General features: G+C 68.5%; 21 protein-coding genes and 1 pseudogene. 16 read left to right on the top strand and 6 right to left on the bottom strand.

All coding sequences use genetic code 11. The features are described from left to right. Positions 1-14: 14 nt before the first annotated feature. Positions 15-1,091, top strand: a complete 1,077-nt coding sequence (locus tag ACX1DX_RS07910; RefSeq protein ID WP_459396169.1) for a winged helix DNA-binding domain-containing protein — start codon at positions 15-17, stop codon at positions 1,089-1,091. Here the strand turns inward: ACX1DX_RS07910 and ACX1DX_RS07905 are convergent. The 4 genes from ACX1DX_RS07905 to ACX1DX_RS07890 form a co-directional block, all read right to left on the bottom strand. Beyond that, positions 1,088-1,426 carry a P-II family nitrogen regulator gene (locus ACX1DX_RS07905; RefSeq protein WP_076063044.1) on the bottom strand — a complete coding sequence of 113 codons (339 nt, stop codon included), beginning with the start codon at positions 1,424-1,426 and terminating at the stop codon, positions 1,088-1,090. The two genes, ACX1DX_RS07910 and ACX1DX_RS07905, sit on opposite strands and share 4 nt — an antisense overlap. Continuing rightward, positions 1,423-2,754 (bottom strand): ammonium transporter, encoded by a 1,332-nt coding sequence (locus tag ACX1DX_RS07900; RefSeq protein ID WP_182764018.1) that lies wholly within the window; start codon positions 2,752-2,754, stop codon positions 1,423-1,425. Before ACX1DX_RS07900 ends, ACX1DX_RS07905 begins: the two co-directional genes overlap by 4 nt. A gap of 117 nt (positions 2,755-2,871) precedes the next feature. Continuing rightward, a complete protein-coding gene (locus tag ACX1DX_RS07895) occupies positions 2,872-3,360 on the bottom strand; it encodes a SixA phosphatase family protein (protein WP_182764016.1) in 489 nt (162 codons plus the stop codon). A gap of 88 nt (positions 3,361-3,448) precedes the next feature. After that, complete coding sequence (locus tag ACX1DX_RS07890; protein ID WP_182764015.1) at positions 3,449-4,459, bottom strand: TRM11 family SAM-dependent methyltransferase; 1,011 nt, start codon at positions 4,457-4,459, stop codon at positions 3,449-3,451. Positions 4,460-4,502: 43 nt separating this feature from the next. Here ACX1DX_RS07890 and ACX1DX_RS07885 point away from each other — a divergent pair, with 43 nt between their 5' ends. Next, on the top strand, positions 4,503-4,877 hold the full coding sequence (locus ACX1DX_RS07885; protein ID WP_459396168.1) for a CrcB family protein: 375 nt from the start codon (positions 4,503-4,505) through the stop codon (positions 4,875-4,877). After that, a complete protein-coding gene (locus ACX1DX_RS07880; protein WP_459396167.1) occupies positions 4,874-5,209 on the top strand; it encodes a fluoride efflux transporter FluC in 336 nt (111 codons plus the stop codon). The genes ACX1DX_RS07885 and ACX1DX_RS07880 overlap by 4 nt, the downstream gene beginning before the upstream one ends. On the opposite strand, the gene ACX1DX_RS07875 is transcribed toward ACX1DX_RS07880, so the two are convergent. Then, the gene (locus ACX1DX_RS07875) at positions 5,210-5,749 is read right to left on the bottom strand and encodes an inorganic diphosphatase (RefSeq protein ID WP_076063066.1); all 540 of its coding nucleotides are present in this window, start codon (positions 5,747-5,749) and stop codon (positions 5,210-5,212) included. Positions 5,750-5,849: 100 nt separating this feature from the next. On the opposite strand from ACX1DX_RS07875, the gene dacB reads away from it, so the two are divergent. The 11 genes and pseudogenes from dacB to ACX1DX_RS07820 all read left to right on the top strand — a co-directional run bounded on the left by dacB (position 5,850) and on the right by ACX1DX_RS07820 (position 15,466). After that, on the top strand, positions 5,850-7,313 hold the full coding sequence (gene dacB, locus ACX1DX_RS07870; protein WP_459396166.1) for a D-alanyl-D-alanine carboxypeptidase/D-alanyl-D-alanine endopeptidase: 1,464 nt from the start codon (positions 5,850-5,852) through the stop codon (positions 7,311-7,313). Further along, a complete protein-coding gene (locus tag ACX1DX_RS07865; RefSeq protein ID WP_459396165.1) occupies positions 7,301-8,284 on the top strand; it encodes an Rv3626c family coenzyme F420 biosynthesis-associated protein in 984 nt (327 codons plus the stop codon). Before dacB ends, ACX1DX_RS07865 begins: the two co-directional genes overlap by 13 nt. After that, positions 8,277-9,239: a tRNA lysidine(34) synthetase TilS gene (tilS, locus tag ACX1DX_RS07860; RefSeq protein WP_459396164.1), complete on the top strand. Its 963-nt coding sequence runs from the start codon at positions 8,277-8,279 to the stop codon at positions 9,237-9,239. Before ACX1DX_RS07865 ends, tilS begins: the two co-directional genes overlap by 8 nt. 10 nt (positions 9,240-9,249) lie before the next feature. Continuing rightward, positions 9,250-9,801, top strand: a complete 552-nt coding sequence (hpt, locus tag ACX1DX_RS07855; RefSeq protein WP_182764009.1) for a hypoxanthine phosphoribosyltransferase — start codon at positions 9,250-9,252, stop codon at positions 9,799-9,801. Positions 9,802-9,918: 117 nt separating this feature from the next. Next, positions 9,919-12,010, top strand: a pseudogene (gene ftsH / locus ACX1DX_RS07850) (ATP-dependent zinc metalloprotease FtsH). Further along, positions 11,913-12,479 carry a GTP cyclohydrolase I FolE gene (folE, locus tag ACX1DX_RS07845; protein WP_182764254.1) on the top strand — a complete coding sequence of 189 codons (567 nt, stop codon included), beginning with the start codon at positions 11,913-11,915 and terminating at the stop codon, positions 12,477-12,479. The pseudogene ftsH and the gene folE overlap by 98 nt, the downstream one beginning before the upstream one ends. A gap of 4 nt (positions 12,480-12,483) precedes the next feature. Continuing rightward, positions 12,484-13,299 (top strand): dihydropteroate synthase, encoded by an 816-nt coding sequence (gene folP, locus ACX1DX_RS07840; RefSeq protein ID WP_245243983.1) that lies wholly within the window; start codon positions 12,484-12,486, stop codon positions 13,297-13,299. 1 nt (position 13,300) lies between these two features. Then, on the top strand, positions 13,301-13,687 hold the full coding sequence (gene folB / locus ACX1DX_RS07835; protein WP_370585891.1) for a dihydroneopterin aldolase: 387 nt from the start codon (positions 13,301-13,303) through the stop codon (positions 13,685-13,687). Further along, entirely contained in the window at positions 13,680-14,243 is a 564-nt protein-coding gene (gene folK, locus ACX1DX_RS07830; RefSeq protein ID WP_182764007.1) for a 2-amino-4-hydroxy-6-hydroxymethyldihydropteridine diphosphokinase, read from the top strand. Before folB ends, folK begins: the two co-directional genes overlap by 8 nt. Positions 14,244-14,296: 53 nt before the next feature. Continuing rightward, positions 14,297-14,743, top strand: a complete 447-nt coding sequence (locus tag ACX1DX_RS07825) for a DUF3180 family protein (RefSeq protein ID WP_459396163.1) — start codon at positions 14,297-14,299, stop codon at positions 14,741-14,743. 93 nt (positions 14,744-14,836) lie between these two features. Beyond that, positions 14,837-15,466 carry a hypothetical protein gene (locus ACX1DX_RS07820; RefSeq protein ID WP_182765217.1) on the top strand — a complete coding sequence of 210 codons (630 nt, stop codon included), beginning with the start codon at positions 14,837-14,839 and terminating at the stop codon, positions 15,464-15,466. A gap of 16 nt (positions 15,467-15,482) precedes the next feature. Here the strand turns inward: ACX1DX_RS07820 and ACX1DX_RS07815 are convergent, their stop codons facing one another. Further along, positions 15,483-16,592, bottom strand: a complete 1,110-nt coding sequence (locus ACX1DX_RS07815; protein WP_182764004.1) for an NADH-quinone oxidoreductase subunit D-related protein — start codon at positions 16,590-16,592, stop codon at positions 15,483-15,485. Positions 16,593-16,680: 88 nt separating this feature from the next. Here ACX1DX_RS07815 and ACX1DX_RS07810 point away from each other — a divergent pair, with 88 nt between their 5' ends. Both ACX1DX_RS07810 and ACX1DX_RS07805 read left to right on the top strand, forming a co-directional pair. Continuing rightward, a complete protein-coding gene (locus tag ACX1DX_RS07810; protein ID WP_182764003.1) occupies positions 16,681-17,001 on the top strand; it encodes a histone-like nucleoid-structuring protein Lsr2 in 321 nt (106 codons plus the stop codon). A 160-nt stretch (positions 17,002-17,161) separates the two neighbouring features. Continuing rightward, positions 17,162-19,657 (top strand): ATP-dependent Clp protease ATP-binding subunit, encoded by a 2,496-nt coding sequence (locus ACX1DX_RS07805; protein WP_459396162.1) that lies wholly within the window; start codon positions 17,162-17,164, stop codon positions 19,655-19,657. The last annotated feature ends 9 nt before the right edge of the window (positions 19,658-19,666 follow it).

Raw genomic sequence — 19,666 nt, 5'->3', positions numbered from 1 at the left:
GAATACTGGGGCGCATGGCATCCACGCTCGGCAGAAGCCGCCTTGTCGCCCAGGGGCTGATCACCCGTCCCTACCCGTCCCCGGTTGATGCCCTCACCGCGTTCGGCGCCATGCAGGGCCAGGACCTGCCGGGCGTGCTGGCGTCGGCGGCGCTGCGCACCCCGTCGAACTCGGTCGACGACGTGCTGACAGCCCTCAACGAGGCCCAGATCGTGCGGGGTTACCCCATGCGCGGCACTGTGTTCCTGATGCCCGCGGCGGACGCGGCCTGGATCACTCAACTGTGCTCGTGGCCCTCCATCCGGGCGGCGGACAGGCGCAAGCAGCAGCTCGAACTGGACCAGCAGCAGCTGGGCCGTGCGCGCGACCTCGCCGTCGGGTTGCTGGGGGAGCCCTTCTCCCGGGCGGAGTTGTTCGAGCTCTGGGATGAGCACGGCCTGCGCACCAAAGGGGGGCGCGGGTACCACCTGTTGTTCCACCTCATCGCCGAGGGGACCGTCGTCTACGGGCCGTGGAACGGCACGGAGCAGGACGTGGTGTTGGCCGACGCCTGGCTGCCGCGGGGCACAGATCTGGAGGGCCGCTTCAACGGCGACCACGACGCGGCCACCGCAGAATTCCTGCGCCGCTACCTCACCACCCACGGGCCGGCCACGGTGCGCGACTTCGCGTGGTGGACCAAGTTGACGCTGGCCCAGATCCGGCGGGGCCTGGCGCTCATCGTCGGCGAGTTTGAGACCGACGGGGCGGAGGAGCCCAGCTACTGGCGTCCTGGGCTCCTGGAGGAGTCACGGGAACTGGGCCGGGCCACGTCAGCGCCACTGCTGCTGCCCGGTTTCGATGAGTTCGTCCTCGGCTACCAGGACCGCCTGTTCGCCATGACCGCCGACCACCACCAGCGGCTGGTCCCCGGCAACAACGGGGTGTTCAGGCGTTCGGTGGTGATCGGCGGCACGGTGGTGGGCGTGTGGACGAGGAGCGGTCGTCCGGGGAAGCGGCAGTTCGAGATCGATGCGTTCACCGACATCACGCCGGCGACGGCCTCCAGGCTCGAGAAGCAGTTCGCCGCGTTCCCCTTCGTGACCGGCTAGACGGCGGCCGCGCCGCTCTCGCCGGTGCGGATGCGGACCACCTCGTCGACCATGGTGGACCACACCTTCCCGTCGCCGACGGAGCCGGTGCGGGCGGATTCGGTGATCACCCCGATCACCGCCTCGGCCTCGGCGTCCTCGACGAGCACCTCGATCTTCACCTTGGTGATGAAGTCGATCGTGTACTCCGCGCCGCGGTAGAACTCCTTGTGCCCACGCTGCCGGGCGTAGCCCGAGCATTCGGTGACGGTCATTCCGGCGACGCCGTGGTGCGCCAGGGCGATCTGGACGGCGGTGAGCATGGTGGGCTGGACGATGGCGGTGACGAGCCTCATGAACGGGCATCCTCTCGGACAGGAACGATCAGCGTCTGCTTGACGCCGTAGGTGGAGTAGCCGACGTGGCTGAGGTCGTAGCCGGTCTCCGCGTGCACGGCGGTGTCGATGCCGTGGGTCTCGGCGGACTCCGGGACGCGCAGCCCCATCACCCGGTCCAGGACCTTGGCGATGGCGTACGTCACGGCGAAGGAGTAGACCAGCACCACGGTGGCGCCCAGCGTCTGCCGCCACAGTTGGTCGACCCCTCCGCCGTAGAGCAGGCCGGCCGTTTCGGCCGGGGAGGCCGGGTCTGCCAGCAGGCCGATGGCCAGGGTGCCCACGAGGCCGCCGACGAGGTGGACGCCCACCACGTCGAGCGAGTCGTCGTAGCCCAGGCGGTTCTTCAGGCTGATGGCGTAGGCGCAGGCCACGCCGGCCAGCAGGCCGATGATGAGGGCGCCCAGCGGGCTGACTGAATCCGCGGCCGGCGTGATGCCGACCAGGCCGGCCACGATGCCCGACGCGGCGCCGAGCGAGGTGGCGTGGCCGTCGCGGAGCCGCTCCACCAGGAGCCAGCCCAGCATCGCCGCCGCAGCGCCCGCCAGGGTGTTGACCCAGGCGACGCCGGCCAGCGTGCCGGCGCTCAGCGCCGAGCCTGCGTTGAACCCGAACCAGCCGAACCACAGCAGCCCGGCGCCCAGCATCACCAGGGTGAGGTTGTGTGGGCGCATCGGCACGCTGCCGAAGCCCAGTCGCGGCCCCAGCACGAGGGCCAGTGCCAGCGCGGCCGCGCCGGCGTTGATGTGGATGGCGGTGCCGCCGGCGAAGTCCATGGCCTGGATGGAGTTGGCGATGAACCCACCCTCGGCGCTGACGCTCTCGTCGAAGCTGAAGACCCAGTGCGCTGCGGGGAAGTAGACCAGCAGCGCCCACACAGCCGAGAACACGAGCCAGGCGGAGAACTTCATCCGGTCGGCCACCGCGCCCGAGATCAGTGCCACCGCGATGATCGCGAACGCGCCCTGGAAGCCGGCGAAGACGGCCGTCGGGATGGTGCCGACGACAGCATCAGGCGACATCAGCCCGTTCAGGAAGGCGTACTCGAACGGGTTGCCGAGCAGGCCGCCGCCGATGTCGTTGCCGAACGACATCGAGAAGCCGACGACGATCCACAGGACCCCGACGACCCCCATGGTGGCGATCGACATCATGAGCATGTTGAGGACGGACTTGGCTCTGACCATGCCGCCGTAGAAGAACGCCAGGGCAGGCGTCATGAGGAGCACCAGCGCTGCGCTGATGAGGACCCAGGCTGTGTCGCCGGTATCAATTTCGAGGAGTTCCATGTCAACGAATCCTCGTGGGGGCACATTTCGGCTGTGGGCACCGCAGGGTAACGAACGCGTTAGCGATCCGGGCCCAGGGTTTCAACCTGGGGTCGCGGTTGTTGCGACAGCGTTACTTCAGCGGCGCTCGAGGTGATCGAGCCGCACGTGGCCGAAGTCGCCGTCGGCGAGCTCCGCCCAGCTCCCGTCGAAGGAGAACGCGGAGTAGGAGGAGGTGGGGAAGTGGCACTGGGCGTCGTCGGCGGCCGCCCGGTTGCTGGCATAGGCCAGCTCGGCCACGAGGCTGGGGATGGTGGGGGCGTGGCCGACCACCAGGAGCGCCTGCACGTCGTCGTCGGTCTCGGAGATCCGTTGGATGATCGTCTCGGTGCCCTGGTGGTAGAGGGCGTCCTGGAACTCGGCCGGGACGTCCAGGCCGAGTGCCGCGAAGGTCTGACGGGTGCGCTCCGCGGCCGAGACCAGCGCGTGGTCGACGCCGAGGGCACGCAGTTCGACGCCCGCCTCCTGCGCCTGTTGGATGCCGCGCGGGGTCAGGCGCCTGGCCTTGTCGCCGTGGACGTTGGTGGGCTCGGTGTGGGCGTGCCGCATCAGGACCAGTCGTCTCATCCGGCCACTCTACGCCCGGAAGAACGAGGGAGATTCCTGCCACATCGGCCCTGTACGGCGCGATGTGGCAGAAACCTCCCGGCGGAGATCAGCGCTTGACGGCGACGATGAGGTCGCGCTTGATGGCGGAGTCGACGCGGTGCGCGAAGCGCTCCCAGGCGCCACCGGCCTGCACCGTGAGGCCGTTGGAGGTGAGCAGGTGCGCGAGGTCCTCCCGGGAGAGGCCGAAGGTGTTCCAGGACAGCCCCAGCGCGCCGCCGTGCATCAACTGCCCGGCCCACACCGGGATGGCCTCCTTCAGGAGCCCGGCGGGGGAGCGGTCGCGCTTGCCGGACACGCCGCGGACGTCTGTGGTGGAGCCGTGCGCGATGCCGTAGGGGGCGTCGGCCACGATCGCGTCGAAGCGCTTCTTGCCGAACAGGGCGGCTGAATCCCTGGTGTCGCCGGTGAATGCCGTGAGAATGCTCTTGCCCTCGGGGGTGGTGATCTCCGCGTCGAAGCGCTTGCCCACGTTCTTGCCCTCGCGCCGCACCGGGGTGGTGTCGGCGACATGCTTGATCCGGCTGCGGCGAAGATACGTCTTGTAGAAGGACGCCATCATCTCGAAGGCCTTGGCGTCGCCCTCCACGCCGAACGCGTCGTGACCCAGCAGCAGTGCCATGGAGAGGGTGGTGCCGCGCCCCGCCAGGGGGTCGAGGACCTGCCGGGGCCCCGTCGGTTCGCGGGTGATCGCGGCCAGCGTCACGCTCAGCAGCAGCTGGGTGAACTGCTCGTTGGTCTTGCCCTGGTACTTCGGGATGGTGACGAGGTCGTCGTCGAACAGGAACGGCCGGGGCATCGCCACGGGACGCAGAAGGCCCTCAGGCGTGGCGTCCTCGAAGAGGGCGAACGCCGCCGACTGCCGTGCGACGGTGGCCAACTGCCCCTCGTTCAGCTCAGGCGCCTGGAACGCCAGGTAGCCGACGCCCGCGATGTCCTGCTCTTCGATCTCCGTGGCGAACGGCGCGGTGATCTCGAGCTCCGCGGCGGTCAGCGGCCCGGATTCGCCGGCGTAGACACGGTTGGCAGACGGGGTGCGCAGCATCAGATAACGGGGCATCTGGTCAGTTTCCCACAAACCCCAGGCGTTATCCTTGCCAGCTATGGCTGCAGGAATGGTGGACACATGGTGGGCGAGGGCTGCGGCGGTCTTCGCGGGCGGCGCGCTCGGCACGGGGCTGCGTCTGGGCCTCCTCAACCTCATCGGGCATGAGGTGATCGCCCTGGCCGCCATCAACCTGCTCGGTTGTTTCGCGCTCGGCCTCATCTCGGGCCTCTACCGCCGCAAGGTCACCCTGGTGCGGCTGTTCCTCGCCGTCGGCGGGGTGGCGTCGTTCACGTCCTGGTCCACGCTGGCCGTGCAGTCGCTGTCCGTGGGTGGCGTGCTCACCGCGGTGCTGGAGACGGCCTTCGGCGTGTTCGCGGCGGGGATGGGCCACCTCGCCGGGTGGCGGAGCACGGTGCGGGAGCACAGGTGATCTGGTTCATCTGCCTGGCCGGAGGCTTCGGTGCTGTGGCCCGGGCCGGCGTCGACGTCATCGTCGCCCGGCGCTGGGCACCCTGGAAGGCGACGCTGGGGGTCAACCTCGTCGGGTCCTTCATCCTGGGCGCCGCGTCCGTGCACCTCTCGGGAAGTTGGCTGGCGGTGGTGGGCACCGGGTTCTGCGGTGCCTTCACGACGTTCTCGTCAGCTTGCTGGCAGGCCGCCCGCGAGTTCGGCCGCAGGCGGCCCGAGATCGCCGTCGGTTACTCGCTGGTCACCATCGCAGGCTGTCTCTTGGCCGCCTGGACGGGGACGCTGACCGGCTGACTAGGCCAGGTTGACGTGGTGGTGCTCGTAGGGCGTGCCCTTGGCGCGCTCGAACGACGCGTGCACCTCGGCTTCGGCCTCTGCGCGGCTGGTCCAGGTGGCGCCTTCGACCGACTTGCCAGGCTCCAGGTCCTTGTACACCGAGAAGAAGTGCTCGATCTCGAGCAGCATGTGCTCCGGCACTGAAGCGAGATCGGTGATGTTGGCACGGCGGGTGTCCGCAGTGGCCACGCACAGCACCTTGTCGTCGCCGCCCATCTCATCCGTCATGCGGAACATCGCCACGGCGTAGCACTCGATGAGGCAGCCGGGGAAGGTGGGATCAGCACCGATGACCATGGCGTCGAGCGGGTCGCCGTCGAGGCCCAGCGTGCCCTCCACGAACCCGTAGTCATAGGGGTACTGCGTCGAGGTGAACAGCACGCGGTCCAGACGGAGGCGGCCGGTGTTGTGGTCCATCTCGTACTTGTTCTTGGTGCCCTTGGGGATCTCCACAGTGACGTCGAACAGGACCCGACGGCTGGGATCGATCGGCCGCAGACCAACAGGCGCGTCTTCGCTCACTTGGGCACTCCTATGATTGGTGTCGTTGCCCGCGCATCGTTGCGGGTCCCTGCAGGATACCCCTTTGGAGGTCGGTGTGCGGAGCCGTGGACGCGTCGCGGAGTGGGTGATCACCTGGCTCGTGGTTGGTGTACTGCTCGCCGGCGGCTTCCTGATCTCCGTGTTCCACCGGGAAGCGCTGGCGGTCACGGGCCTCACCCGCGACGGGGCCCCCGCCACCGTCAGCCCCACCCTCTTCGCCCCACCCAGCACCCCGGAGGCGCCGCCCGCTAAGTCCCCCACGCCGCCCCCGGCCGGCACCGGGCTGGTCGCTGCAGTGGAGCTGCCGGCCCCCGGCGTGCTGCCGGACCGCGCCGCGCTCGAGGCGAAGATCGGCGCCCTGGACACCTCCAAGCTCGTCCCGGCCGAGGGCGGTGAGCCCGTGGTGATCGGCTACGAGGTGATCGATGTCGCCAGCGGCGAAGTGGTGGCTGCGGCGCAGGAGAAGACCCCGCTCATCCCCGCGTCGAACACCAAGACGCTGACGGCGCTGGCCGTGATGAACGCGTTCGAGGGCTCTGAGACGTTCGCAACACGGGTCGTCCAGCCGGCCCCCGGTCAGCTGGTGCTGGTCGGTGGGGGCGACCCCATGCTGCGCAGCATCGCCAACGCGGAGGGCGCCTACCCCCAGCTGCCCACCACCGAGGAACTGGCCAAGCGCACCGTCGCGGCCCTGCGCGCCGCCGGGGTGACGTCGGTCACGCTCGGCTACGACGAATCGCACTTCGCCGGCCCGGGCTGGAACGAGACCTGGCCGGAGAACTACCGCGACCAGGTCACGGCCATCTCGGCCCTGTGGATCGACGAGGGGCGCGGCCCCAGGGGCGGCCCGCGAAGTCTCACCCCCGCCCTGTCGGCGGCCACCACGTTCGCCGCTCAGCTGAGCGCCCTGGGGGTCGCCGTGACCGGTGCCCCGGTCGCCGCGCCCGGCTCCGGCGACGCCGAGGAGATCGCCCGGATCGAGTCCCTGCCGGTGCACATCCTCGTGGAACAGTTCATGCAGCGCTCCAACAACTCCTTCACCGAGGTGATGGGTCACCAGTTGGCGGTCACGACGGGGCACCCGGCCACGTTCGCCGGCTCGGTGGCAGCCATCCAGGAGCAGCTCACGCAACTGGGGATCTGGGATGAGGGCACCGTCCTGCACGACGCCTCGGGCCTTTCGCGGGGCAACCGCTTCACCCCGAACATGCTCGCGGCGGCCCTGGCCACGCTCGCGTCGGAGCCCCGGCTCTCCGTCATCCTCGACGGGCTGCCCACCGCAGGGGTCACCGGCACCCTCGCCGAGAGGTTCGCGGACCCCGTCTCGCGCCCGGCCCGCGGCATCGCCCGGGCCAAGACCGGCTCTTTGTCGCTGGTGGCCACTCTCGGCGGCACCACTCTCACTGCGGACGACCGGCTCCTGGCCTTCGCCTTCTTCATCAACGGCACGCCGGATGGCTTCGCCGCGCGGGTCTGGACGGACCAGGCCACCGGCACCCTCGCGTCGTGCGGCTGCTGATGGAACACGCCCCGAGCATCAACTGGCGCCTGGCCCACAAGGTCGCGGCGTTGCGCCCCGACGACCTCCCGGACCTCACCTCCCGGGAACTCACCCGCCTCGTCGCGGACCTCCGCGTGACCGCGCGGCGCGCGGGCGAGATCGCGGCGAAGCACCTGGGTCTGCAGGCGGTGGGCGCCACCCGCATCCGCGTCGTCGACTGGGACGGCTGGGGGAGGGGCGTGCGCGGCATGGTGGACGGCGCCGTGGCCGAACTCGGCCTCGGACCCGCCGACGCCGGTATCGCGGCACGGGGCACCGCGGTGCGCAACGGCCTGCTGATCGGCGTGGGGATGCGGGCGGTCAGCCGCCGGCTGCTGGGGCAGTACGACGCCTTCACCGGCTCGGACACCCTCTACCTGGTGGCGCCCACGATCGTCGCCCACGAACGCTCGCACCGCTTCACCCCTGCCCACTTCCGGATGTGGGTGGCGCTCCATGAGCAGACCCACGCCCTGCAGTTCCGGTTGGCGCCGTGGCTGCGTGACCACGTGGCCGAACGGATGCGCCTGGTGGTCCACGACGAGGTGCCGCTCGGCGAGGGCCTGCTCCGGTGGGCCCGCACGCGGGACGCCTCCGCCCTCCTGACCTCTGCCGACGCGGCCACCGCGATGGCCGAGCTCACGGCGACGATGACGTTCCTCGAAGGCCACGCGGACTACACCTCGGACTACGCCGGGCGGCGCCACGCGCCCACCATCCCCGGCATGCGCCGGGCGTTCGCGAGGCCGGAGCGGGCGGGGCTGCTCGCCCGGCTGTCGAAGTCCCTGGACAAGAACGCCCAGTACCGCGACGGGCTCGAGTTCTGTCTGCGCGTACAGCGGCTGAAGAACCGCGCCGCCTTGAAGCGGGCCTTCGAACGGCCCGACAACCTGCCCACCGCGGAGGAGATCTCTGATCCGGCGCTCTGGCTGAAGCGGGTCCATGGCTAGGCGCGAGCTCGGCCAGGCCGCGCTGCGCGTCGCGCACGCCGTCCATGCCGTGCTGCCGGAGGCGGCCGTCGTCGGGTGCTCCGGTGGGGCAGACTCGCTGGCCTTGGCGCTCGGCGCCCAGTGGGCGGCGCGGCAGCGGGGCAGCAGCGTCAGGGCAGTGGTCGTGGACCACGGTCTCCAGGCGGGGTCCTCCGAGGTCGCGGTCAGGGTGGCTTCGCTGCTCGACGATCGGGGGATCGCGGCAGAGGTGGTGCGCGTCACGGTGGACGGGTCCGACGGTGGGCTGGAGGCCGCCGCCCGGGAGGCCCGGCTGGGGGCGCTCACCGCCGCCGGCCTGCCGGTGCTGCTCGGCCACACGCTCGACGACCAGGCCGAGACGGTGCTGTTGGGCCTCCTGCGCGGCTCGGGTACGCGGTCGCTCTCGGGGATGGCCGCCTCCACCTCCTTCGCCGCAGCCCCGTCCGCCCCGGGGGGCGACGCCCGGGCCGTGACCCTCCTGCGGCCGCTGCTCGGGCTCCGGCGCGCGGACACGGAAGCCGCCTGTCGCGACTGGGACGTGACGCCCTGGGAGGACCCCATGAACGACGACCCCAGGTTCGCCAGGGTCGCCTTCCGGCAGCACCTCACGGAGTTGAGGCGGGCCGTCGGCCGCGACCTCGCGCCGTCCTTGGCGCGCACTGCGCAGCTCGCCCGCGCGGATGCCGACCTGCTCGACGAACTGGCCGCCCGGGCGGTGCCGGTCGACGGCGACCTCACCGTCGACGACCTCGCCCCCCTGCCAGACGCGCTGCGCTGGCGGGTACTGCACCGTTGGCTGGCCCGGGTGTCGCCCACGGTGGAATTCCAGCACGTGCTCGCCGTCGACGCGCTCGTCACGGACTGGCGCGGTCAGGGGGCCCTCGCCGTCCCGGGTGGCCAGGTGCTGAGGGTCGGACACCTGCTCACCGTGCGATAGGCTCGTCCTCGTGGATGCTGCAGACGTTTCAGGCGACCTCGAGAAGGTCCTCTTCACCAACGACGAGATCCAGGCCCGCGTGGCCGAGATCGCCGCCCAGATCGACGCCGACTATGTGGGTCGCAACCTGCTGTTGGTGGGGGTGCTGAACGGCGCGGTGATGGTCATGAGTGATCTGCAGCGCGCGATGCGCAGCCACGTGGAGATGGACTGGATGGCCGTGTCCAGCTACGGCGCAGGCACACAGTCCTCCGGTGTCGTGCGCATCCTGAAGGACCTCAACGCCGACCTCGAGGGCCGCGACGTCATCGTGGTGGAGGACATCATCGACACCGGCCTGACCCTCAGCTACCTGATGAGCAACCTGGCCACCCGCAACCCCGCGAGCCTCGAGATCATGACGATGTTCCGCAAGCCCGACGCCGCCCAGATGGACGTCGACGTCAAGTACGTGGGCTTCGAGATCCCCAATGAATTCGTCGTCGGCTACGGCCTCGACTACGCCGGCCGGTACCGCAACCTGCGCGACGTCGGCACGCTCGCGCCCCACATCTACGCCTGAGCCTGCGCCCCGTCCGCTCTCAGCGGAGCCGGAGGTCTTGCGGCCGCTGGTAATGTGATCGTGCGCCCGCGTCAACTCAGGGCGCGTCCTTAACGCCGCCAGAGAGCTGACCCTAAGTTGCAGAGATTTTTCAAGAGCCCGTTCGCCTGGATTCTCATCAGCATCGTGTTCCTCATGCTGGGGATGCAGATGATCAGTTCAGTTACCGGCTACCAGACGGTCCCCACTTCGGAGACCCTGGAACTGCTCGCCGGCGACACGAAGCTGACCGAAGTCATCCTGGTGGACGGCGAACAGCAGATCCAGGTCACGGACCACACCGGTAAGAAGACGCAGTCCCAGTGGGTGGGCAACCAGGTCGACGACGTGGTGCCGCTGCTCGAGAAGCGTGCCGAGGACGGCACCATCGACAAGTGGACCGGCCGCAACCCCACGCCCGGCCTGCTGCAGATGTTCCTCTACACGGGCCTGCCGTTCCTCATCATCATCCTGGTCTTCTTCTGGCTGATGCGCTCCATGTCCGGCGGCGGCGCAGGCGGACCGCTGTCCTTCGGCAAGTCGAAGGCGAAGCTGGTGTCCAAGGACACGCCCAAGACCACGTTCGGCGATGTCGCCGGCGCTGACGAGGCCGTCGAGGAACTGGAAGAGATCAAGGAGTTCCTGGCGGAGCCCGCGAAGTTCCAGAAGCTGGGCGCCAAGATCCCCAAGGGCGTACTGCTCTACGGCCCGCCCGGCACCGGCAAGACCCTCCTCGCGCGAGCGGTCGCGGGGGAGGCGAACGTGCCCTTCTTCTCCATCTCCGGCTCTGATTTCGTCGAGATGTTCGTCGGCGTGGGCGCCTCCCGCGTGCGTGACCTGTTCAACCAGGCCAAGGAGAACGCCCCTGCCATCATCTTCATCGACGAGATCGACGCCGTCGGCCGGCACCGCGGTGCCGGCATGGGCGGGGGCCACGACGAACGCGAGCAGACGCTCAACCAGCTGCTGGTCGAGATGGACGGCTTCGACGTGCGCGGCGGTGTGATCCTCATCGCCGCCACCAACCGGCCCGACGTGCTCGACCCGGCGCTGTTGCGCCCCGGCCGTTTCGACCGCCAGATCGGCGTCGACGCCCCGGACGCCGACGGACGCGCCAAGATCCTCCAGGTCCACGCCAAGGGCAAGCCGCTCGCCAGCGACGTGGACCTCGTGTCCATCGCCCGCCGCACCCCCGGCTTCTCCGGCGCGGACCTGGCCAACGTGCTCAACGAGGCGGCGCTGCTGGCTGCCCGCATGAACGAGGAGATGATCCGCCAGCCCATGCTGGACGAGGCCATCGACCGCGTGATCGCAGGCCCCCAGAAGCGCACCCGCCTCATGGACGACCGCGAACGCCTCATCACGGCCTACCACGAGGGCGGCCACGCCCTGGTCGCCGCGGCCATGCCGGGCAACGACCCGGTGCAGAAGGTCACCATCCTTCCCCGCGGCCGCGCGCTGGGCTACACGATGGTCATGCCGGACGAGGACAAGTACTCCCGCACCCGCGGCGAACTGCTCGACCAGATGGCCTACATGATGGGTGGCCGCGCCGCGGAGGAACTCATCTTCCACGACCCGACGACGGGCGCCGCCAACGACATCGAGAAGGCCACCAAGGTGGCCCGCGCGATGGTGATGCAGTACGGCATGAGCGAGCGCGTCGGCTCCGTCAAGCTGGGCGGCGGCGACTCGGAGCCGTTCATGGGCATGCGCGGCACGGATTCCAGCCAGGAGTTCTCGCAGCACATGGCCGCGATCGTCGACGAGGAGGTGGCCAAGCTGATCCACACCGCGCACCAGGAGGCGTTCGACGTGCTCGTGGAGAACCGAGCGGTCCTCGACGAACTCGTGCGTCAACTGTTCGCCAAGGAGACGCTGAACCGCAAGGAGGTCGACGAGGTGTTCAAGGGGCTCGCCAGGCGCGACAAGCGTCCCGCCTGGACTGGCTCCGATCTCCGCGTCCCGTCCACCGAACCCCCGGTCGAGGTGCCCCCCGCACCGGAACCGCTCCCCGAACAGCCCACGAAGCTGCCGCTGCCCGAGACAGGTCCCTCCCCGTGGGGGCCCCCCACCGCACCCCCGAGCCACTGATGGCCGTGGACCAGCCGCGCGCCGCGGCCGCCATCCGGGAACTGCTCATCGCCCTCGGCGAGGATCCCGACAGGGAGGGGCTGCTGGAGACCCCTGACCGGGTCGCCCGCGCCTGGGGGGAGCTGAGCGCCGGATACCGCGCTGACGTGACCGAGATCCTCGGCACCACGTTCGACATCTCCCACGACGAGATGATCCTGGTGAAGGACATCGAGCTCGTGAGCCTCTGTGAACACCACCTCCTGCCGTTCACCGGCGTGGCGCACGTGGGCTACATCCCGTCGACCGACGGCCGGGTGACGGGCCTGTCCAAGATCGCCCGCCTCGTCGAGATGTACGGCCGTCGCCTCCAGGTGCAGGAACGCCTCACGTCGCAGATCGCCGAGGCCCTCGTCGAGCACCTCGGTGTGCGGGGCGTCATCGTCGTGATCGAGGCCGAGCACACCTGTATGACCATGCGGGGCGTGCGCAAGCCGGGCTCGCGCACGGTGACTTCGGCGGTGCGCGGCCTGTTGCGCGACCCTGCCACCAGGGCGGAGGCCATGAGCCTGATCATCGGGCGGTGACCTGATGACACTCGTGATGGGCATCCTCAACGTGACGCCCGATTCGTTCTCCGACGGCGGCGCCTACCTGGACGCGGATGTCGCCATCACCCACGCCCGGGCCATGCTGGCCGCCGGGGCGTCCATGATCGACGTCGGCGGCGAGTCGACGCGCCCGGGCTCGGCCCGGGTGGGTCTGCGGGAAGAACTGGGCAGGGTGGTGCCGATCGTGGCCGCGCTCGCAGCGGACGGCATCACCGTCTCCGTCGACACCATGCGCGCCAAGGTGGCCTCGGCCGCCATCGACGCCGGTGCCCGCATCATCAACGACGTCTCCGGTGGCTTGGCGGACCCGGACATGCTCGGGGTGGTGGCCCAGTCGTCGGCGGATTTCGTGCTCATGCACTGGCGCGACCATTCCGCCCGGTTCCAGTCCACCGCGCAGTACGGCGACGTGGTCGCCGATGTGCTGGGCGAACTCCTCGGGCAGCGCGACAAGGCCCTCGAGGCGGGCATCCCCGAAGGCCGGATCATCCTGGATCCTGGCCTGGGATTCTCGAAGACGTGGGACCACAACTGGACACTGCTGCGCCACCTCGACCGGTTCCAGGGACTGGGGCACCGGGTGCTGGTAGGCGCCTCCCGCAAAGCCTTCCTCGGTGAACTGCTCGGCGGCCGCGAACCGTTGGGCCGCGACGGCGCGACGGCGGCCGTGTCGTTCTGGTCCGCGCTCCACGGGGTGTGGGCGGTGCGCACCCATGACGTCGGTGGGCAGGCCGACGCCATCGCCGTCGCCCGTCGACTGGACCGCGAAGCTCCCCTCGGGAAAGAGGTCCGGTAAGGTGCCAGTGGAAGCTAAGGGGGACCCCGTCATCGACCGAATCACGCTCACCGGGCTCACGGCCACCGGCTTTCACGGTGTCTTCCCGCAGGAACGCCGCGAGGGTCAACCCTTCGTCGTCGACGTCGAACTGGAGTTGACCGTTGACACCGTCAGCGACCAACTGGCCAACACCGTGAACTACGCCGAGATCGCCGCAGATGTCGAAGCCGTCGTCACCGGCGAACCGCGAAATCTCATTGAGACCGTCGCAGGCGAGATTGCGGACAGGTGCCTCAGCCATGGGAGAGTGGACCGGGTCACGGTTACGGTGCACAAGCCCAAGGCCCCCATCAACCAGACCTTCACGGACGTATCCGTCACGATCAGCAGGAGCAGACATGTCTAACGGCCCCTTCGAAATCGATGTCGACACCCTCGGCAACCTGCGCCCCATCTCCAAGGTGGTGCTCAGCCTGGGTTCGAACCTCGGTGACTCGGCCGCAATCCTCCAGGAAGCAGTTGATTTCCTCGCGGAGACGCCTGACCTGATCCTCGTCGATGTGTCGCCCGTCTACCAGAGCGAACTGGTGGGGGAGGGCCCGGACCAGAGCGATTTCCTCAACATGGTGGTGGTGGCCGAGTCCACCCTCGAGCCGCTCACCATCCTGGACCGCTGCCTGGCGATCGAGGAGAACTTCGGCCGCAGCCGCGAGGTCCGCAACGGCCCCCGCACGCTCGACATCGACATCATCATGGTGGGCAAGCGCATCTCCGAGGGAGACATCGAGCTGCCCCACCCCCGCGCCCACGAGCGCGCCTTCGTCCTCGTTCCGTGGCACGACGTGGACCCGAACGGCGAGATCGCAGGTCACGGCCCCATCGCTGAGCTGCTGGACGACATCGATGTCAGCGTGCTCACGCCACGCCGCGACATCACGATCCAAGCCAACACTGGCTTTTGAGCAGCAGGGAACCCAGGCCGAAGCTGGGGTTGACCACACCTCGCCAGGCCGTCGTGTCTGTCCTGTCCGGGGCGGTGATCTTCGCCCTAGTCATCCTCGGGTTCGAGGCCGCCGGCCATTTCCCACCTGTGGTGCCCTGGTCCGTGCCCATCATGCTGGTCGGCCTAGCCCTGGCCGTGGCCATCTACAGCAGGGCCCTGCCCAAGCGGATCGAGGAGAAGCGCCTCGTGCCGCAGGAGGGCCTGGCCGCCCTCGCCGTCGGCAAGTCGATGATCATGACCGGTGCGTTGTTCGCCGGTGGGCACATCGTCTACGTGATGCGCTACCTCTCCCAGCTGGACGCGGCATTGCCGTCGGCCCGCGTGATCCAGGGCAGCGCCACCATCGCCGCCGCCCTCCTCCTGGCCGGCGCCGGCGCGCTGTTGGAGCGGGCGTGCGTCATCCACGACGACGACGATGACGAGGACAAGCCCGACGGCTCCTCGCCCTCGCCGGCCTGAAATAGCAGCCTGCGGCGCGACGCACTGGGAAACACCGCAACATGCCCGTTTCAATACACGGGTGTTTGTTCGAGCGTACCTACAATGGGCGCCATGGTTGGTCGTCGCGCAGCTCACAAGTCCTCAGAGCGCACTATTGCACTCACAATTCTCGCCGTCGGCACCGTTGTCTCGCTCGCCTCGATGGCGGGCAACGTCTGGCTCGTGCGTGCGGGGGTCATCGTCGCTGTCCTCATGGCGGTCGCTGCGGTCTACGTGGTGTGGCGTCAGCTCAGCTTCGAGCGGGTGCTGCACTCAGAGGAACTCAAGCATGAGGTGGATCTGCGCTCGCAACAGGCGGACCGGCACCACGCCGAATCCGTCGCGATGATCGAGCGGTACAACGCCCGTGCAGACAACCTCAAGGCGGTCATCGCGAAGCTGCGTGGCCAGCTGGGAGCCGCCAAGTCGGAGCTCAGCTCCATGCGCGGCAACAGCGTCTGGCTGCGTGCCGAGGTGGCGGAGCGGCAGGCCCGCATCGTCGCCCTGGAGAAGCGCATCGCGGACCTGGAGGCGGAGCGCGCCGAGCGTCAGGCCGAGAACACCGCCAACATCGTCGAACTCCCCAGCCGCGCGCTGCATCCCAGCATCGACGACATCTGGGGCGAGGACGAGCACCCCACCATGGTGGACATCGCCAAGCTCAACCTCGACGTACTGCCGGACCTGCGCAGGCACGCCTGAGAGGCGCAGCCCCGCCCTACTTGTCCAGATCCCCGATGGAGTAGCCCAATGAGGCTATGACGTCGGGGATCTGTGCTGTGGTGGCGCCCTCGAGGGCCTTTCCCAGCGCCGAGACGTTGGCGAACGACGGTGTGCGCAGCGCCACCCGCCAGGGCGTCTGCCCGCCCCGCGAGTTCATCAGGCACGAGGCGATTCCCCACGGTGCCTCGATGTCAGTGCTGTGCTGACCCTCCGGCACCCGGAGGCGACGAGAGAGTTTGATGTTGACCTCTCCAGGCGTCTGGGCGGCCAGGGCGAGGGCCACGCGGATCATGTCGACGGAGGTCCCCACCTCGTCGATCAGCACCCCGAGGCGGGCCTCGGCGTCGCCGGCGGTGCGGGTGTGGACGGGGCGGAAGACGCTCCCGTAAGCGAGGTAGCCGTCGGCTCGCCGATCCGGGTCGAATCCGGCGGCCCGTGCCACCGGGCCGGTCAACCCGAATCCGAGGCACGCGGACTGGTCGAGAATACCCAGACCGGAGAACCGGCTGGTCCGGTCGAGGATCGCGCGGAGGTCTGCAGAGAGCCGGGCAACGTCGTCCAACAGTTCGTCCAGGGTGGCGAGCCATCCGTCGGGGGCATCTGTGGCGAGGCCGCCCACCCGGTTCAGCATGGGGTGGACCCGGTTGCCGGTCCAGGCGAGGAAGCGGCTGCGGATCTCCTCGACCACCCGCCACAGACGCTCATTCGGCTCCGTGCCGGATGACAAATAGCTGAGAAATGAAAGGTGGGAGTGAATGCGGGCCAATTCCGCGAGGAGGGTGCGGAGAATGATTGCCCGCGGCGGCGCGCTGAGGCGCATCGCATTCTCCAGCGTGAGGGTCAGCGACAATTCACCGCTGAATGCCGCGAGCCAATCGTGCCTGTCCCCGAGCATGATCATGGCCCGGTAATCCCGTACCTCGAAGAGCTTCTCCGCGCCCCGGTGGCCGTAACCGCTGGTCACATCTGCGGCGACGATACGATCGGCCTCCGTATCCACGGCGAGCGTGATCAGGCCGGCGCTCGTGGGGTGGCGTGGACCCAGGGTGATCGGTTGGTGGTCAGGGAATGCGAGCCCGCCAACGCTGTATCTCGTGGAATTCACCGTGGCACCCTCTATTCATAGACCCGACCGAAGCGCTAATCTGCTGGCTATCCTAGCTTTCACCGGATACACTAATAAGGAGATTTCAATGGCCCGACTGGTCCGCGTGGTTCACATCGACGACTTCGACGGCGCCGAGGGGGCTAAGCCGGTGGAATTCTCTATCGGTGGAGACGCTTACACGATCGATCTCACGCCTGAAAACGAAGAGGCGCTGCGGGAACTGCTCGCCCCCTACATCGCCAAGGCGGACAAGGTCGGCCGTCGGCGTGCCTCCTCCGGTCGCGGTGGTGCCAAGAAGGTGACCAACTCGGACGTGCGCGACTGGGCTCGCGCCAACGGGTACAAGGTCTCCGACCGTGGCCGGATCGCAGCCGACATCGTCGCCGCGTACGAAGCCGCCAACTGATCTCCCGGCGGATTACCACCGCCGGGCACCTTGGTCCATCCGCGGCTCTGTTCGCCGCGGGAGAAGCGTAGGACCTTTGTTCCTCTCCAAGCGTTAGTAAGCTTGAGACTCAAGTTGCCTCCGTGCGCGTCGCGCGGCAACGGGAAGGGAAGAAGTTCTTATGTTCGAACGGTTCACGGACCGAGCCCGCCGCGTGATAGTGCTGGCGCAGGACGAGGCTAAGCTGCTCAACCACAACTTCATCGGCACGGAGCACATTCTGCTCGGCCTCATCCACGAGGGCGAGGGCGTGGCTGCCAAGGCTCTGGAATCGCTGGGCATCGCCCTCGAAGCCGTGCGTGACCAGGTCGAGGAGATCATCGGCCAGGGTCAGCAGGTGCCGACGGGGCACATCCCGTTCACGCCGCGCGCCAAGAAGGTGCTCGAGCTCTCGCTCCGCGAGGCTCTGCAGATGAACCACAACTACATCGGTACCGAGCACATCCTGCTCGGCCTCATCCGCGAAGGCGAAGGTGTGGCCGCCCAGGTGCTGATCAAGCTCGGTGCGGATCTCAGCCGCGTGCGCAACACCGTGCTCCAGCTCATCACCGGCTACCAGGGACGCGAGTCCTCCATGTCCGGTGCGCCCGAGACCGGCGCGGAGAAGTCCAGCTCGCAGGTGCTGGACCAGTTCGGCCGCAACCTCACGCAGGCTGCGCGCGAGAACCAGCTGGACCCGGTGATCGGCCGCGTGCACGAGATCGAGCGCGTCATGACGGTGCTCAGCCGCCGCACCAAGAACAACCCGGTGCTGATCGGTGAGCCCGGCGTCGGCAAGACCGCCGTCGTCGAGGGTCTGGCCCAGGCAATCGTCCGTGGTGACGTGCCGGAGACGCTGCGCGACAAGCAGATCTACACGCTGGATCTGGGTGCGCTGGTCGCCGGCTCCCGCTACCGCGGTGACTTCGAGGAACGCCTGAAGAAGGTGCTCAAGGAGATCAAGACCCGCGGCGACATCATGCTGTTCATCGACGAGATCCACACGCTCGTCGGCGCCGGCGCGGCCGAGGGTGCCATCGACGCAGCGTCGATCCTGAAGCCCATGCTGGCGCGCGGTGAGCTGCAGACCATCGGTGCCACCACACTCGACGAGTACCGCAAGCACATCGAGAAGGACGCCGCGCTGGAGCGCCGGTTCCAGCCCATCCAGGTTGCCGAGCCCTCCGTCGCGCTGACCATCGACATCCTCAAGGGTCTGCGCGACCGCTACGAGGCCCACCACCGCATCACGATCACCGACGAGGCCCTGGCGGCCGCGGCCACCATGGCGGACCGCTACATCCAGGACAGGTTCCTGCCGGACAAGGCCATCGACCTGATCGACGAGGCCGGCGCGCGCCTGCGTATCCAGCGGATGACCGCCCCACCGGACCTGCGTGAGTTCGACGAGATGATCGCTGCCAACAAGAGGGAGAAGGACTCCGCGATCGACGCGCAGGACTTCGAGAAGGCAGCCCGTCTCCGCGACGAGGAGCAGAAGCTCCGGGCGCAGCGTGCGGAGAAGGAGGAGGCCTGGAAGCAGGGCGATTCGGACATCCCCGCCGTCGTCGGTGAGGAGGAGATCGCGGTGGTGCTCTCCGGCTCCACCGGCATCCCGGTGTTCAAGCTGACGGAGGAGGAGTCCCAGCGGCTGCTTCGCATGGAGGACGAGATCGGCAAGCGGATCATCGGCCAGAGCGACGCGGTGCACGCACTGTCGCGCTCCATCCGACGCACCCGCGCAGGCCTCAAGGACCCGAAGCGTCCCAGCGGCTCGTTCATCTTCGCCGGCCCCTCGGGCGTCGGCAAGACCGAGCTGACCAAGGCGCTCACGGAGTTCCTGTTCGGCGACGAGGACGCGCTCATCACGCTCGACATGTCTGAATACTCCGAGAAGCACACCGCCTCCCGGATGTTCGGCTCGCCCCCCGGCTACGTCGGCTACGAGGAGGGCGGCCAGCTCACGGAGAAGGTGCGCCGCAAGCCGTTCTCCGTCGTGCTGTTCGACGAGATCGAGAAGGCCCACCCGGACATCTTCAACTCGCTCCTGCAGATCCTCGACGAGGGTCGCCTCACGGACGCGCAGGGCAGGGTCGTGGACTTCAAGAACACGGTCATCGTGATGACGACGAACCTCGGTTCGCGCGACATCTCGAAGTCGGTCAACCTGGGATTCTCCCGGGCCGACGACCATGGCTCGAGCTACGAGAAGATGAAGAACAAGGTGTCGGACGAGCTCAAGCAGCACTTCCGCCCCGAGTTCCTCAACCGCGTGGACGAGATCGTCGTGTTCCACCAGCTTCCGCAGGAGGACATCGAGCGGATCGTCGACCTGATGGTCGCCCAGATCGAGGGCCGCCTGAAGGACAAGGACATGGGCATCGAGCTCACGTCCGCGGCCAAGACGCTGATCGCCAAGCGGGGCTTCGACCCCGTGCTGGGTGCCCGCCCGCTGCGTCGTGCCCTGCAGCGCGACATCGAGGACATCCTCGCCGAGAAGATTCTCTTCGGTGACCTGATCGCCGGTCAGATCGTCCTGGTGGATGTCGCGGAAGAGGGATCGGAACTGCCGTTCTCGTTCACCGGCGTCGCCAAGTCCGCCGTCGAGGAACTGGAACCGGCGAAGACCGCGGAGTAAGCGTCCGCA

This window comes from Tessaracoccus zhenghani, assembly GCF_054552775.1.
Note: the sequence above shows the minus strand (reverse complement) of the source record. Positions and strands in the feature narration are given on the sequence as shown.